Source organism: Klebsiella sp. 10 (genome assembly GCF_018223925.1).
Lineage (GTDB): Bacteria > Pseudomonadota > Gammaproteobacteria > Enterobacterales > Enterobacteriaceae > Klebsiella > Klebsiella pneumoniae.
In genome coordinates this window covers 26,483-39,351 of the sequence record NZ_JAGRRB010000024.1, presented here as the reverse complement: position 1 = coordinate 39,351, position 12,869 = coordinate 26,483, and the positions used below count along the sequence as shown (strand labels likewise).

Annotated in this window: 14 protein-coding genes; 9 read left to right on the top strand and 5 right to left on the bottom strand. The window is 57.2% G+C overall.

The features are described 5' to 3' along the window. Positions 1–26 precede the first annotated feature (26 nt). The 5 genes from bglK (at position 27) to KHQ26_RS23740 (ending at position 5,389) form a co-directional block, all read left to right on the top strand. Positions 27–920, top strand: coding sequence for a beta-glucoside kinase BglK (gene bglK, locus KHQ26_RS23760; RefSeq protein WP_002913833.1), 894 nt, complete (start codon positions 27–29; stop codon positions 918–920). Positions 921–929: 9 nt separating this feature from the next. Next, positions 930–2,363 (top strand): 6-phospho-beta-glucosidase, encoded by a 1,434-nt coding sequence (locus KHQ26_RS23755; RefSeq protein ID WP_004174870.1) that lies wholly within the window; start codon positions 930–932, stop codon positions 2,361–2,363. Positions 2,364–2,580: 217 nt separating this feature from the next. Further along, positions 2,581–3,207 (top strand): uracil phosphoribosyltransferase, encoded by a 627-nt coding sequence (upp, locus tag KHQ26_RS23750; protein ID WP_002913827.1) that lies wholly within the window; start codon positions 2,581–2,583, stop codon positions 3,205–3,207. A gap of 95 nt (positions 3,208–3,302) precedes the next feature. Next, positions 3,303–4,589 carry a uracil permease gene (gene uraA / locus KHQ26_RS23745; protein WP_002913824.1) on the top strand — a complete coding sequence of 429 codons (1,287 nt, stop codon included), beginning with the start codon at positions 3,303–3,305 and terminating at the stop codon, positions 4,587–4,589. 98 nt (positions 4,590–4,687) lie between these two features. Then, positions 4,688–5,389, top strand: a complete 702-nt coding sequence (locus KHQ26_RS23740) for a DnaA inactivator Hda (RefSeq protein ID WP_020947395.1) — start codon at positions 4,688–4,690, stop codon at positions 5,387–5,389. On the opposite strand, the gene KHQ26_RS23735 is transcribed toward KHQ26_RS23740, so the two are convergent. From KHQ26_RS23735 to bepA, 3 genes are all read right to left on the bottom strand, one after another. Then, entirely contained in the window at positions 5,386–6,297 is a 912-nt protein-coding gene (locus tag KHQ26_RS23735; RefSeq protein ID WP_002913812.1) for an Rpn family recombination-promoting nuclease/putative transposase, read from the bottom strand. The genes KHQ26_RS23740 and KHQ26_RS23735 overlap by 4 nt on opposite strands. Positions 6,298–6,425: 128 nt before the next feature. Next, positions 6,426–6,785, bottom strand: coding sequence for an arsenate reductase (glutaredoxin) (gene arsC, locus KHQ26_RS23730; RefSeq protein WP_004174871.1), 360 nt, complete (start codon positions 6,783–6,785; stop codon positions 6,426–6,428). A gap of 9 nt (positions 6,786–6,794) precedes the next feature. Next, entirely contained in the window at positions 6,795–8,258 is a 1,464-nt protein-coding gene (gene bepA, locus KHQ26_RS23725; RefSeq protein WP_002913807.1) for a beta-barrel assembly-enhancing protease, read from the bottom strand. A gap of 51 nt (positions 8,259–8,309) precedes the next feature. On the opposite strand from bepA, the gene KHQ26_RS23720 reads away from it, so the two are divergent. Then, positions 8,310–8,426, top strand: a complete 117-nt coding sequence (locus KHQ26_RS23720; RefSeq protein ID WP_004221267.1) for a hypothetical protein — start codon at positions 8,310–8,312, stop codon at positions 8,424–8,426. Positions 8,427–8,480: 54 nt separating this feature from the next. Then, positions 8,481–9,542, top strand: coding sequence for an AI-2E family transporter (locus KHQ26_RS23715; RefSeq protein ID WP_002913806.1), 1,062 nt, complete (start codon positions 8,481–8,483; stop codon positions 9,540–9,542). A gap of 61 nt (positions 9,543–9,603) precedes the next feature. On the opposite strand, the gene bcp is transcribed toward KHQ26_RS23715, so the two are convergent. Both bcp and KHQ26_RS23705 read right to left on the bottom strand, forming a co-directional pair. Continuing rightward, entirely contained in the window at positions 9,604–10,074 is a 471-nt protein-coding gene (gene bcp / locus KHQ26_RS23710; RefSeq protein ID WP_002913805.1) for a thioredoxin-dependent thiol peroxidase, read from the bottom strand. Between the two features lie 3 nt (positions 10,075–10,077). Further along, the gene (locus KHQ26_RS23705; RefSeq protein ID WP_002913804.1) at positions 10,078–10,644 is read right to left on the bottom strand and encodes a glycine cleavage system transcriptional repressor; all 567 of its coding nucleotides are present in this window, start codon (positions 10,642–10,644) and stop codon (positions 10,078–10,080) included. Between the two features lie 153 nt (positions 10,645–10,797). Between KHQ26_RS23705 and dapA the strand changes: the two genes are divergently transcribed. Continuing rightward, positions 10,798–11,676, top strand: coding sequence for a 4-hydroxy-tetrahydrodipicolinate synthase (gene dapA / locus KHQ26_RS23700; RefSeq protein WP_002913803.1), 879 nt, complete (start codon positions 10,798–10,800; stop codon positions 11,674–11,676). 16 nt (positions 11,677–11,692) lie between these two features. After that, a complete protein-coding gene (gene bamC / locus KHQ26_RS23695; RefSeq protein ID WP_002913802.1) occupies positions 11,693–12,727 on the top strand; it encodes an outer membrane protein assembly factor BamC in 1,035 nt (344 codons plus the stop codon). The last annotated feature ends 142 nt before the right edge of the window (positions 12,728–12,869 follow it).

The window sequence follows — 12,869 nt, the reverse complement described above, 5'->3', positions numbered from 1 at the left end:
ATTGACGCGGGTCAGGAGAGGGATGAATGAAGATTGCGGCATTTGATATCGGTGGCACCGCGTTAAAGATGGGCGTGATGGCCCGCGACGGCAGGCTGCTGGAAACCGCCAGGCAGTCAATCAATGACAGCGATGGCGATCGGATCTTACAGGCAATGCTGTCGTGGCTGGCGGCCCATCCGTCGTGTGAAGGAATAGCCATCAGCGCGCCGGGCTATATCGATCCGCACAGCGGTCTTATCACCATGGGCGGCGCTATCCGTCGATTTGATAACTTCGCCATGAAATCGTGGCTCGAGACGCGAACCGGGCTGCCGGTCTCGGTGGAAAACGACGCCAACTGTGTGCTGCTGGCCGAGCGCTGGCAGGGCAAAGCGGCGGAGATGGCCAATTTTCTGGTGCTCACTATCGGTACTGGCATCGGTGGGGCGATTTTCTGCCAACACCAGCTGATCAACGGGGCGCGTTTTCGTGCCGGCGAATTCGGCTACATGCTTACCGACCGTCCCGGCGGACGCGATCCTCGTCGCTATTCGATGAATGAGAACTGCACTCTGCGAGTGCTGCGCCATCGCTATGCGCAACATATTGGCGCGCCGCTGGATAGCGTGACAGGCGAACTGATTTTCGACCGCTATGACGCCGGCGACCCGGTTTGTCAGCGTCTGGTCGCCGAGTTCTTCAATGGCCTGGGCCATGGCCTTTATAACCTCGTCCATATCTTCGATCCGCAGACCATTTTTATCGGTGGCGGCGTTGTGGAACGCCCAGGATTTCTGACGCTACTGCGCCAGCATCTGGCCTGGTTCGGCATTGCCGACTATCTCGATACCGTCAGTCACGGTAACGATGCCGGCCTGATTGGCGCGGTTTACCATTTTAATCAGCTGTATCGTTCGCCAGACGACGATCGACATTAGGGAGAGACTATGTCCGGATTTAAAGCAGGTTTTCTGTGGGGCGGCGCGGTCGCAGCGCATCAGTTAGAGGGCGGCTGGCAGGAGGGCGGTAAGGGGATCAGCGTGGCGGATGTGATGACCGCCGGCGCCCACGGCGTGCCGCGGGAAATTACCGACGGCGTGGTGGCCGGGAAAAACTACCCGAACCATGAGGCGATCGATTTTTATCATCGTTATCCACAAGACCTGGCGCTGTTTGCCGAGATGGGCTTCAAATGTTTTCGCACCTCGATTGCCTGGACGCGTATTTTCCCGCAGGGCGATGAGCTGGAGCCCAACGAGGCTGGCCTGCAGTTTTATGATGATCTGTTCGACGAATGCCTGAAACACGGCATTGAGCCAGTCATTACGCTGTCGCATTTTGAAATGCCTTATCACCTGGTCACCGAGTACGGCGGCTGGCGCAACCGCAAGCTAATCGACTTTTTCGTGCGCTTTGCCAGAGTCGTCTTCACCCGCTATCAACATAAAGTGAAGTACTGGATGACCTTTAACGAGATCAACAACCAGGCCAACTTCCATGAGGACTTTGCCCCCTTCACCAACTCCGGTTTGAAATATTTGCCGGATGAAGACCGGGAACCGGTGATGTACCAGGCCGCGCACTATGAGCTGGTGGCCAGCGCCCTGGCGGTGAAAGCGGCGCGCGAGATCAACCCGGCGCTGCAGATTGGCTGCATGATCGCTATGTGCCCCATCTATCCGCTGACCTGCGCCCCGGACGATATGATGATGGCGATGAACGCCATGCACCGCCGTTACTGGTTTACCGACGTCCACGTGCGCGGTCGCTATCCGCAGCATCTGCTCAACTATTTTGCCCGCCGCGGCTTTACTCTGGATATCACCGAAGCCGATCGTCAGGCGTTAACCGAGGGCTGTGTCGACTACATTGGCTTTAGCTACTATATGTCGTTCGCTACCAAAGCCACCGAAGACAACCCCTTGCTTGATTATGATGAAACCACCAGCCTGGTCTCCAACCCGTACGTCAAAAAGTCGGACTGGGGCTGGCAGATTGACCCGGTCGGCCTGCGCTATTCGCTGAACTGGTTCTGGGATCACTACCAGCTGCCACTGTTTATTGTCGAAAACGGCTTTGGCGCGATTGATGTCCGCGAAGCGGACGGCAGCGTCAATGACCAGTATCGTATCGATTATCTCTCCGCCCATATCGCGGAGATGAAAAAGGCGGTGGTCGAGGATGGCGTCGATCTGATGGGCTACACCCCCTGGGGCTGTATCGATCTGGTTTCCGCCGGCACGGGGGAAATGAAAAAACGCTACGGCTTTATTTATGTCGATAAAGATAATGAAGGCAATGGCACGTTGGCACGCAGCCGGAAAAAGTCCTTTGCCTGGTATCAGCAGGTAATTGCCAGCAACGGGGAGAACCTGTCGTAGTCGGGTGGCGCTAACGCTTAACCGACCTACAATACACGTAGGCCCGCGTAAGCGTATGGACTGCACCCCGCACCCAAGCCGGAGCCTCGCCTCCGGTTTTTTTGTCTCTAAATCACTTTGCTTGATATACGTCAAGCAAGATGGGTATGGCACAATCCGCAAAAAGCGGTATAATCCCGCGATTTTTTTTGTGGCTGCCCCTCAGAGGAGAAAGAGAATGAAGATTGTGGAAGTCAAACACCCACTCGTCAAACACAAGCTGGGCCTGATGCGCGAGCACGACATCAGCACCAAACGCTTCCGTGAACTCGCCTCAGAAGTGGGCAGCTTACTGACTTATGAAGCCACCGCCGATCTGGAGACTGAGAAAGTCACTATTGAAGGCTGGAACGGTCCGGTGGAAGTCGAGCAGATCAAGGGCAAGAAAATTACCGTTGTGCCTATCCTGCGCGCTGGCCTCGGCATGATGGAAGGGGTGCTGGAGCACGTGCCAAGCGCGCGTATCAGCGTGGTCGGTATCTATCGCAATGAAGAAACCCTCGAGCCGGTGCCTTACTTCCAGAAACTGGTGTCTAACATCGATGAACGTATGGCGCTGGTCGTTGACCCGATGCTGGCCACCGGTGGGTCGATGATCGCCACTATCGATCTGCTGAAAAACGCCGGCTGCACCAGCATCAAGGTGCTGGTGCTGGTGGCGGCGCCGGAAGGGATTGCCGCGCTGGAGAAAGCCCACCCGGACGTTGAGCTGTACACCGCCTCTGTCGATAAGGGACTGAACGAGCACGGGTATATCATTCCCGGTCTCGGCGATGCCGGCGACAAGATTTTTGGAACGAAATAAAATATACCGCGAAAAAAGCCGACTTTGAGAGTCGGCTTTTTTTTGAATAAAAGTGATCCACAGCAAATAACAGACGACTCTCAGAGGAATACACTATGACGCGCCGTGCCATCGGGGTGAGTGAAAGACCGCCGCTTTTACAGACAATCCCGCTTAGTTTGCAACATCTGTTCGCCATGTTTGGCGCAACGGTACTGGTGCCTATTCTGTTCCACATTAACCCGGCCACCGTCCTGCTGTTCAACGGCATCGGTACGCTGTTGTACCTCTTTATCTGTAAAGGCAAAATTCCCGCTTATCTGGGATCAAGCTTCGCTTTTATCTCCCCGGTGCTGCTGCTGTTGCCGCTGGGCTACGAAGTGGCGCTGGGCGGCTTTATTATGTGCGGCGTGCTGTTCTGCCTCGTCTCCTTTATTGTCAAAAAAGCCGGTACCGGCTGGCTGGATGTGATGTTCCCGCCGGCGGCGATGGGCGCCATCGTGGCGGTTATCGGCCTCGAACTGGCGGGCGTGGCGGCTAATATGGCCGGGCTGCTGCCGGCCGACGGCCAGTCACCGGACAGTAAAACCATTATTATCTCGATGGTGACCCTGGCGGTGACGGTGTTCGGATCCGTGCTGTTCCGCGGCTTCCTGGCGATTATCCCGATCCTGATCGGCGTGCTGGTGGGCTATGCGCTGTCGTTTGTGATGGGCGTGGTCGATACCACCCCGATCGCCGAGGCGCACTGGTTCGCGCTGCCGACTTTCTACACTCCGCGCTTTGAGTGGTTTGCTATCTTCACCATACTGCCCGCCGCGCTGGTGGTGATTGCCGAGCACGTGGGGCATCTGGTGGTGACCGCCAATATCGTTAAGCGCGATCTGATCCGCGACCCGGGCCTGCATCGTTCGATGTTTGCCAACGGCCTGTCGACGATCGTTTCCGGCTTTTTCGGTTCGACGCCCAACACTACCTACGGTGAAAATATCGGCGTGATGGCGATTACCCGGGTCTACAGCACCTGGGTAATCGGCGGCGCGGCGATCATTGCGATTCTGCTCTCCTGCGTCGGCAAACTGGCGGCGGCTATCCAGATCATCCCGGTGCCGGTGATGGGCGGCGTTTCCCTGCTGCTGTACGGGGTGATCGGCGCCTCGGGGATCCGCGTACTGATTGAATCGAAGGTGGATTACAGTAAAGCGCAGAATCTGATCCTCACCTCCGTGATCCTGATCATCGGCGTTAGCGGCGCTAAAGTGCACATTGGCGCCGCCGAGCTGAAAGGGATGGCGCTGGCGACTATCGTGGGCATCGCCCTCAGCCTGATTTTCAAGCTTATCAGCGTCCTGCGTCCGGAAGAGGTGGTCCTCGACGCGGCGGATAGCGAAGAGTTTAAATAACGATCGCCTGACCGGGCGGCGATCCCGCCCGGTTCTCTCCTGACCTAAATCTGTGGTAAACTCTTCGCGTTTTTCTGTAAGCCTATGTTGAGGTCCATCTGAACGCACCGGCACAGCTCTCTTTGCCACTGTATCTTCCTGACGACGAAACCTTCGCGAGTTTCTGGCCGGGTGATAATCCTTCCCTACTTGCCGCCCTCCAGAACGTACTGCGCCAGGAACACAGCGGGTACATTTATATCTGGTCACGTGAAGGGGCAGGTCGTAGCCACCTGTTACACGCCGCCTGCGCGGAGCTTTCCCAGCGCGGGGATGCGGTAGGCTACGTGCCGCTGGATAAACGGACGTGGTTTGTGCCCGAGGTACTGGAGGGGATGGAACAGTTGGCGCTGGTGTGCATCGATAACATCGAGTGCGTCGCCGGCGATGAGCCCTGGGAGATGGCCATCTTTAATCTCTATAACCGGATCCTGGAATCAGGCAAAACCCGGCTGCTGATCACCGGCGATCGGCCGCCGCGGCAGCTGAATCTTGGCCTGCCGGATCTGGCCTCACGGCTGGACTGGGGGCAGATCTATAAGCTGCAGCCGCTGTCGGATGAAGACAAACTGCAGGCGCTGCAGCTGCGCGCCAGACTGCGCGGCTTCGAGATGCCGGAAGATGTGTGCCGCTTCCTGCTGAAGCGGCTGGATCGCGAGATGCGTTCGCTGTTTATGACCCTCGATCAGCTGGATCATGCCTCGATTACCGCTCAGCGCAAGCTGACGATCCCCTTCGTGAAAGAGATCCTTAAGCTTTAGTCCGCCAGGGGAGTCAGCTCCTGCTCCGTCAGCCCGGTCAACCGGGCGACCAGGTCGCGCGGAAGGCCGCTGTGCAGCATAGCGACAGCGATGCGCTGCGCCTCTTCTTTCCGTCCTTCCTGACGGCCTTGCGCCAGGCCCCGCTCCAGCCCCTGTTGTTCCAGATATTCCGCAATCGTCATCAACGTCTCCTTATGCTGCGGCGTACGTAACGCCAGCTCGCGAATGAATTTAATCGGCTCGCGCGTGTTGCCTGCCTGTACCAGATAGTGCATCAGGGCTTGTACCTGCGATTCCGTCGCCAGTCCAGTCAATAATAATTCGCTCAGCTTGTCGAGGAGCTGCGCCAGATCGCGTTGTCGAATATGTTTTTGCAGTAACTCCAGCGTTGCCATGCGCTGGTGGGTGGCAATCTCGTCATCCGGAATGACGGTTATGTCCGCCAGCGGAAACGCCCCGTGATAAAGGTGGCCGGCCAGCTCCGGAGCGACGAATTCATCGAGCCAGCGCAGAGAGAACGGATAGGGGCTCACCAGACCGTGGTAGAAGAGAACAGGGATCACCAGCGGCAGGCGATCGTGGCCGGCATCGAGATGGCGCTGCATGGCGGCGATGGCGTAGCGCATCAGACGAAAGGCCATATGCCGGTCGGGCGTGCTCTGGTGTTCGATAAGCGCATAAATATAACCGTCGCCCGCCGTGGTTTTCAGGGAATACAAAATGTCGGCGTAAAAGGGACGCAGATCGTCTTCGACAAAATGCCCGGACTCGAGATGCAGCGTACGCAGATCGCACACTTTAAGCAGCGTCTCGGGCAGATACAGTTGCAGGAAATCACGGGCGGTATCGGGATGGGAGAGGTAGGTCTTAAACACGGCGTCATGGGGCGTGGAGGTCGGCTTTTTCATGTTCATCCGTCCAGTGGATTGAGCGATGGATGAACAGTAGCACCGTCCGGAGGGCGGGAGATATTGGCGTGAAAGATCTGGAATCGCCCACGTAAAAAAAAGCGCCGCGCAAGCGCGGCGCGGGTGAGTTAGCTTACGATCTCAAGAACCTGTTCCGGCGGGCGGCCAATACGCGCCTGGCCGCGGCTGACGACGATAGGGCGCTCGATGAGTTTCGGATTGTCGACCATCGCCTGTATCAGCGCCGCGTTGCTGAGAGCCGGGTCGGCCAGATTGAGCGATTTATACAGCTCCTCTTTCTGGCGCATGAGCTCGCGGGGGCTCTCCATACCCAGCAGCTGCAGCAGCTGGCGCAGTGTCCCGGCATCCGGTGGCGTCTCAAGATAAAGCACCACCTCAGGATCGATGCCGCGGCTCTGCAGCAGGCTCAGCGTTTCGCGGCTCTTGGAGCAGCGTGGGTTATGGTAAATTTTTACCGCGTCGGTCATGGGGTCTCCTTACATTTTTTGATAGGGACGGAAGCGAGCCTGCAGATCGCGTAGCTGATCGATACGGGCATCGTAACGTGCCTGCTGCAGGCTACCCAGTTTCACCTGCGAGCTGGCGCTGCTGAGCAGGGAAATCGCCTGCTCCAGCTGGCCGACCAGCGCCATGCTTTCAGCCCGCGCCGCCAGCTCCTGATCGCGATTGCCCAGCGCGCCTTCCGCCTGGGCCAGCAGGTCCCAGCCGTTGCCATCCTCTTTATAGGTAAAGGTATACCGGTTCAGAATGGTCGCCGCTTCCCCGGGCTGCCCGCCCTGCAGCAGGGCGTTGGCCAGGTTCAGCTGCAGCACCGGATTAGTACGCAGCTCGCGGGCGTTTTTAAGGCGATTGATGGCGTCGCTGGTTTTCTTCTGTCCGAGGTCGATATCGGTGGCCAGATCGAGATACCAGGCATTTTGCGGGTCGGCGTTGAGCAGCGGCTGCAGCGTTTTGCGTGCCTGGTCAAAGTTATTGCTTTCCATCGCCAGCAGAGCGCGACCATACTGGGCGGCATGCTGTTGGCGGATATTGCCTTTATCCCAGGCGTTCAGCAGATCGGTGCCCAGCTTGTTGTCGCCGTTGGTGTACATCCCGAGGGTACGCGCCTTCGCCAGATAGAAGTCCGCCGAGGACTGTACCACCACCGGGCGCATCTGGTTGGCGCGGTTACGGGCATCGGCCAGTCGGCTTTCCGGCAGGGGGTGGGTGAGCAACATTTCCGGCGGTCGCGTCGAGTAGCGCGACTCGTCAAGCAGTTTACCCATAAACATCGGCATGGCCTGTGGGTCGAAACCCGAGCGCTGCAGAACCTGAATGCCAATCCGGTCGGCCTCTTCTTCGTTCTGGCGGGTGAAGCTGATCATACCCTGCTGAGTACCGGCCAGCGTCCCGGTCAGGGCCGCCATTCCGGCCTGCGGGCTGGCCATCGCCAGCAGAATCGAACCCAGGGCACCGACCCAGGTCAGCGGCGCATTGCGCTTCTGATCTTCCATCGCGCGGGCGAGATGCCGCTGCGTCACGTGGGAGATTTCGTGCGCCATGACAGAGGCCAGTTCGCTCTCGTTATCAGAGTAGCGGAACAGGGCGGAGTGGAGGACCACATTGCCGCCGAAGAAGGCGAAGGCGTTGATCTGGTCGTTATTAATCAAATAGAAGTGGAACGGGGTACGCACCGAGTTGGCGTGAGCCACCAGACGCATACCCAGCCCGTTGATATATTGCACCAGCAGAGGGTCGTTGATCAGCGGCGCGCTACCGCGCAGTTGGCGGACGTAGTAATCCCCCATCTGCATTTCCTGACCGATTGACAGCGTGCTTCCTGCGGAGGTTCCCATGTCCGGCAGGGTATCTGCGGAGTCAGCAAAAGCAGGACCTATCGAACCCAGCGTCAGCGACGCGATCGCGGTCGCCACCAGCGTTTTCTTCAACTGCCTGAACATAACCTCTGTCCTGTAATGTGGGTGTGCCAGTTTGACCGATTGTGCGGCGTAATGTTCCCTGGCCGCATCCCAGCGAGTTTAGCTGGCGTTGGCCGCCTTGAAAATATGTTCTTCATGGCGGAGAACGGTTTGACTGCGGCGCATCAAAAAGCGAAGTCTTTTTTGTGACATTTCGATACAATTCCCCGGATTGTCGCCGCTTGGCCCTTCAGGGAAGGTTTTATGCTTGAGATGTTAATGCAGTGGTACCGCCGTCGATTCAGCGACCCTGAGGCGATAGCGCTGCTGGTTATTTTGCTTGCCGGTTTCGGCATTATGTTCTTTTTCAGCGGCCTGCTGGCCCCGTTGCTGGTGGCTATCGTGCTGGCCTATCTGCTGGAGTGGCCGACCGTTCGTCTGGAGCGCATCGGTCTGTCGCGCACCTGGGCCACCTCGCTGGTGCTGATCCTCTTTGTGGGCATCCTGCTGTTGCTGGCCTTTGTGGTGCTGCCGGTAGCCTGGCAGCAGGGGATCTACCTCATCCGCGATATGCCGGGCATGCTAAATAAGCTCTCTGATTTCGCCGCCACGCTGCCGCGGCGCTATCCGGCGTTAATGGATGCCGGCATTATCGATGCGATGGCGGAAAATATGCGCACCCGGATGCTGACGGTGGGCGACTCGGTGGTTAAGTACTCTCTGGCCTCGCTGGTGGGGCTACTCACCCTGGCGGTCTATCTGGTGCTGGTGCCGCTGATGGTCTTCTTCCTGCTGAAGGATAAAGAGCAGATGCTCAACGCGGTGCGCCGCGTTCTGCCGCGCAATCGCGGGCTTGCCGGGCAGGTGTGGAAAGAGATGAACCAGCAGATCACCAACTATATTCGCGGCAAGGTGCTGGAGATGATTGTCGTCAGCGTCGCCACCTGGATAGGCTTTATTCTCTTTGGCCTCAACTACTCGCTGCTGCTGGCAGTGCTGGTGGGCTTCTCGGTGCTGATCCCCTATATCGGCGCGTTTGTGGTGACCATTCCGGTGGTGGGGGTGGCGCTGTTTCAGTTTGGCGCTGGCACCGAGTTCTGGAGCCTGTTTGCGGTCTATCTGATTATTCAGGGGCTGGACGGTAACCTGCTGGTTCCGGTGCTGTTCTCGGAAGCGGTCAATTTACACCCGCTGGTGATTATCCTGTCGGTGGTGATCTTTGGCGGACTGTGGGGATTCTGGGGCGTCTTCTTCGCCATTCCGCTGGCCACGCTGATTAAAGCAGTGGTGCATGCCTGGCCGGATGGTTTGGCGGTCGACGACTAAGGCAATGAGAATAAAAAAAGACGCCGGGCGAGGGCTTCCTCTCCCGGCGTCTTGCTTTGCATCAGGCGTTTTCTTTCAGCCAGTTCAGCACCACGTCGTGGTGATTGCTGGTTTTGAAATCATCAAAGACGTGTTCGATTTTGCCATCGGCATCGATGAGGAAACTAATCCGGTGGATCCCGTCGTAGGTTTTCCCCATAAAGGATTTTTCGCCCCAGACGCCAAACTGCTCGCAAACCTGATGGTTTTCATCAGACAGCAGCGTAAAGTTCAGCAGCTCTTTTTCGGCGAAACGGGAGAGTTTTTCCGGTTTATCGGTGCTGATGCCCAGCACTTCAACGCCGGCTTTTTTCAGGTCGTCCATATTATCGCGCAAGCCGCACGCCTGTACGGTGCAGCCCGGGGTCATGGCTTTCGGGTAAAAATAAACCAGGACACGTTGTCCCTGGAAGTCGGTTAAATTTACTTCCTCGCCGTCCTGGTCCGGTAAGCTAAATTTCGGTGCGATATCACCGGCTTTCAGTGGGGTCATGGGTTAAACTCCATCCTGTTCATCATGCTGTGAATAATTAACGATGTTAATACTGCCTTGTGCGTTCAGTTCTGTACATAGGGCTTTGAACGCTTGTTCGATATTTGCTGCATTTTGCGTCGCAGGACTGTGGGCAGTTATCTGGATAAAAAGCTGCGCGGAATCGCCGTCTCCTGGCTGCGTGCGGGACACCAGCTCCGCAATATTCATATTCCATGTATCGCACAGGGCAGTAAAGCGCTCGATGATATGCGGTGAGTCCGGCACCTCAACCTGGACCCAAACGGTGTTTGGCATGGCCTGCGGCGGGCGCGCAGTGGTGCGTTTCATCACGATCAACAGCTCCAGCTCCGCGCCTTTCAGCGGCAGAGTTGATTCGATCAGGTTAATCGCATTCCACGACCCGGAAAGCAGCATGATAAACGTAAACTCATCACCGAGCATGGCCAGCCGGCTGTCTTCGATATTACAACCGCAGCTGCTGACGTGGCGAGTGATCGTATTCACGATGCCGGGACGGTCAGCCCCCAGGGCGGTAATAACCAGATAGTGTTGTAATGAGGCTGTCAAACCTGTTCTTCCTTTAAAAAGGTGAGGTAACATTAGGAAAGCATAAAAAAAACCGCCATACAACATCCCTGATGGCGTCGGGTCTCTTGCTTTTATTACAGCTCCAAACGTAACATTGAGAATCTTGTCGCACTTCTGCTCTGAGGATGGCCCATGTTCACGGGAAGTATTGTAGCGCTTGTCACGCCGATGGATGAAAACGGTAATGTCTGCCGGACAAGCCTGAAAAAACTGATTGATTACCATGTCGCCAACGGAACCTCGGCGATCGTTTCGGTAGGGACTACCGGTGAATCCGCAACGCTGAGCCATGAAGAGCATGGCGACGTGGTGATGATGACGCTGGAGCTGGCCGACGGGCGTATTCCGGTTATCGCTGGAACGGGAGCCAATGCAACCGCAGAGGCGATTAGCCTGACCAAACGTTTTAACGATAGCGGTGTTGTTGGCTGCCTGACGGTCACTCCTTATTATAACCGTCCGACCCAGGAAGGCCTGTTCCAGCACTTTAAAGCTATCGCCGAACATACTGACCTGCCGCAAATTCTGTATAATGTGCCGTCCCGTACCGGTTGCGATATGCTGCCGGAAACCGTTGGCCGTCTGGCGGAAATTAAAAATATTGTCGGTATTAAGGAAGCAACAGGGAACTTAAGTCGCGTTCACCAGATCAAAGAGCTGGTTTCAGACGACTTTATTCTGCTGAGCGGTGACGATGCGACCGGTATGGACTTCATGCAGCTCGGCGGCGTAGGCGTGATTTCTGTTACGGCCAACGTGGCGGCGCGCGAAATGGCCGACATGTGCCGTCTGGCGCTGGCGGGTCAATTTGCCGAAGCTCGTGCGATTAACCAGCGTCTGATGCCACTGCATACAAAATTATTTGTCGAACCCAATCCTATCCCGGTGAAATGGGGATGCAAGGCGTTGGGTCTTGTGGCGACCGATACGCTGCGCTTGCCGATGACGCCTATCACCGATCATGGTCGTGAAGCCGTCACTGCCGCGCTGAAGCATGCCGGTTTGCTGTAAAGTTTAGGGAGATTTGATGGCTTACTCAGTACAGAAGTCGCGCCTGGCGAAGGTTGCGGGTGTTTCGCTGGTTCTACTCCTCGCGGCCTGTAGTTCCGACTCGCGCTATAAGCGTCAGGTGAGCGGTGATGAGGCCTATTTACAGGCATCACCGTTGAGCGAACTTCACGCGCCGGCGGGGATGATCCTGCCGATTCAGGTGGGTGATTACAATATTCCGGTGGCTAACAGCACCGGCGCGGTCGGTAAAGCGCTGGACATTCGTCCGCCGGCGCAGCCGCTGGCGCTGGTGAGCGGTGCGCGGACCCAGTTTAACGGCGATACCGCGACGCTGATGGTCGAGAACGGCCGCAGCGGTTCGCTGTGGGCACAGGTCACCAGCATTCTTCAGTCGAAGAACTACGTTATCGCCAAGCGCGATGATGCGAGCCAGACGCTGAACACCGACTGGGTTGAGTGGAACCGTCTTGATGAAGATCAGCAGTATCGCGGTCGTTATCAAATCTCCGTCAAACCGCAGGGTTATCAGCAAGCGGTGGTCGTTAAGCTGGTGAATCTGGAGCAGGCGGGTAAACCGGTTGCCGATCCGGCGTCTCTGCAGCGCTACAGCACCGCTATGCTGAACGTCATTTCGGAAGGCCTTGACATGAATGCCACCAGCGCCCAGAACGCCGCCCAGCGCAGCGCGGGGGCCACCTTCGACGTGCAGAGCGCCGCCGACGATACCGGCCTGCCGATGCTCGTTGTTCGCGCGCCGTTTAACCTGGTGTGGCAGCGTCTGCCGGGCGCCCTCGAGAAAGTGGGGATGAAAGTGACCGACAGCACGCGCTCTCAGGGCAGCATGGCGCTGACCTATAAGCCGCTGTCTGACAGCAGCTGGCAGGAGCTGGGCGCACGTGACCCGCAGCTGGTCTCCGGCGACTACAAACTGCAGGTCGGCGACCTCGATAACCGCAGTAGCCTGCAGTTTATCGACCCGAAAGGCCACACCCTGACGCAGTCGCAAAATGACGCCCTGGTAGCCGTATTCCAGGCCGCATTTAACAAGTAATCAAAAGGGCTGGAGCAATCCGGCCCTTTTTCATGTATAGTGACGCAAACGTGTGCGTGGCCATATAATCCTGTAAATCGCCGCGTTAAGGCTGCTCCAGTCGCCTGACTGCAGTTCGCCCCGCAAGCGTACAGCATCCGCT

What these genes read in the sequence shown, in the direction of transcription:
- bglK (WP_002913833.1), top strand. Translation starts at nt 27, where the DNA reads ATGAAGATTGCGGCATTTGATATCGGTGGCACCGCGTTAAAGATGGGC.
- bamC (WP_002913802.1), top strand. Translation starts at nt 11,693, where the DNA reads ATGGCTTACTCAGTACAGAAGTCGCGCCTGGCGAAGGTTGCGGGTGTT.
- uraA (WP_002913824.1), top strand. Translation starts at nt 3,303, where the DNA reads ATGACGCGCCGTGCCATCGGGGTGAGTGAAAGACCGCCGCTTTTACAG.
- bepA (WP_002913807.1), bottom strand. Translation starts at nt 8,258, where the DNA reads ATGTTCAGGCAGTTGAAGAAAACGCTGGTGGCGACCGCGATCGCGTCG.
- arsC (WP_004174871.1), bottom strand. Translation starts at nt 6,785, where the DNA reads ATGACCGACGCGGTAAAAATTTACCATAACCCACGCTGCTCCAAGAGC.
- KHQ26_RS23720 (WP_004221267.1), top strand. Translation starts at nt 8,310, where the DNA reads ATGTTCCCTGGCCGCATCCCAGCGAGTTTAGCTGGCGTTGGCCGCCTT.
- dapA (WP_002913803.1), top strand. Translation starts at nt 10,798, where the DNA reads ATGTTCACGGGAAGTATTGTAGCGCTTGTCACGCCGATGGATGAAAAC.
- KHQ26_RS23735 (WP_002913812.1), bottom strand. Translation starts at nt 6,297, where the DNA reads ATGAAAAAGCCGACCTCCACGCCCCATGACGCCGTGTTTAAGACCTAC.
- upp (WP_002913827.1), top strand. Translation starts at nt 2,581, where the DNA reads ATGAAGATTGTGGAAGTCAAACACCCACTCGTCAAACACAAGCTGGGC.
- KHQ26_RS23715 (WP_002913806.1), top strand. Translation starts at nt 8,481, where the DNA reads ATGCTTGAGATGTTAATGCAGTGGTACCGCCGTCGATTCAGCGACCCT.
- KHQ26_RS23755 (WP_004174870.1), top strand. Translation starts at nt 930, where the DNA reads ATGTCCGGATTTAAAGCAGGTTTTCTGTGGGGCGGCGCGGTCGCAGCG.
- bcp (WP_002913805.1), bottom strand. Translation starts at nt 10,074, where the DNA reads ATGACCCCACTGAAAGCCGGTGATATCGCACCGAAATTTAGCTTACCG.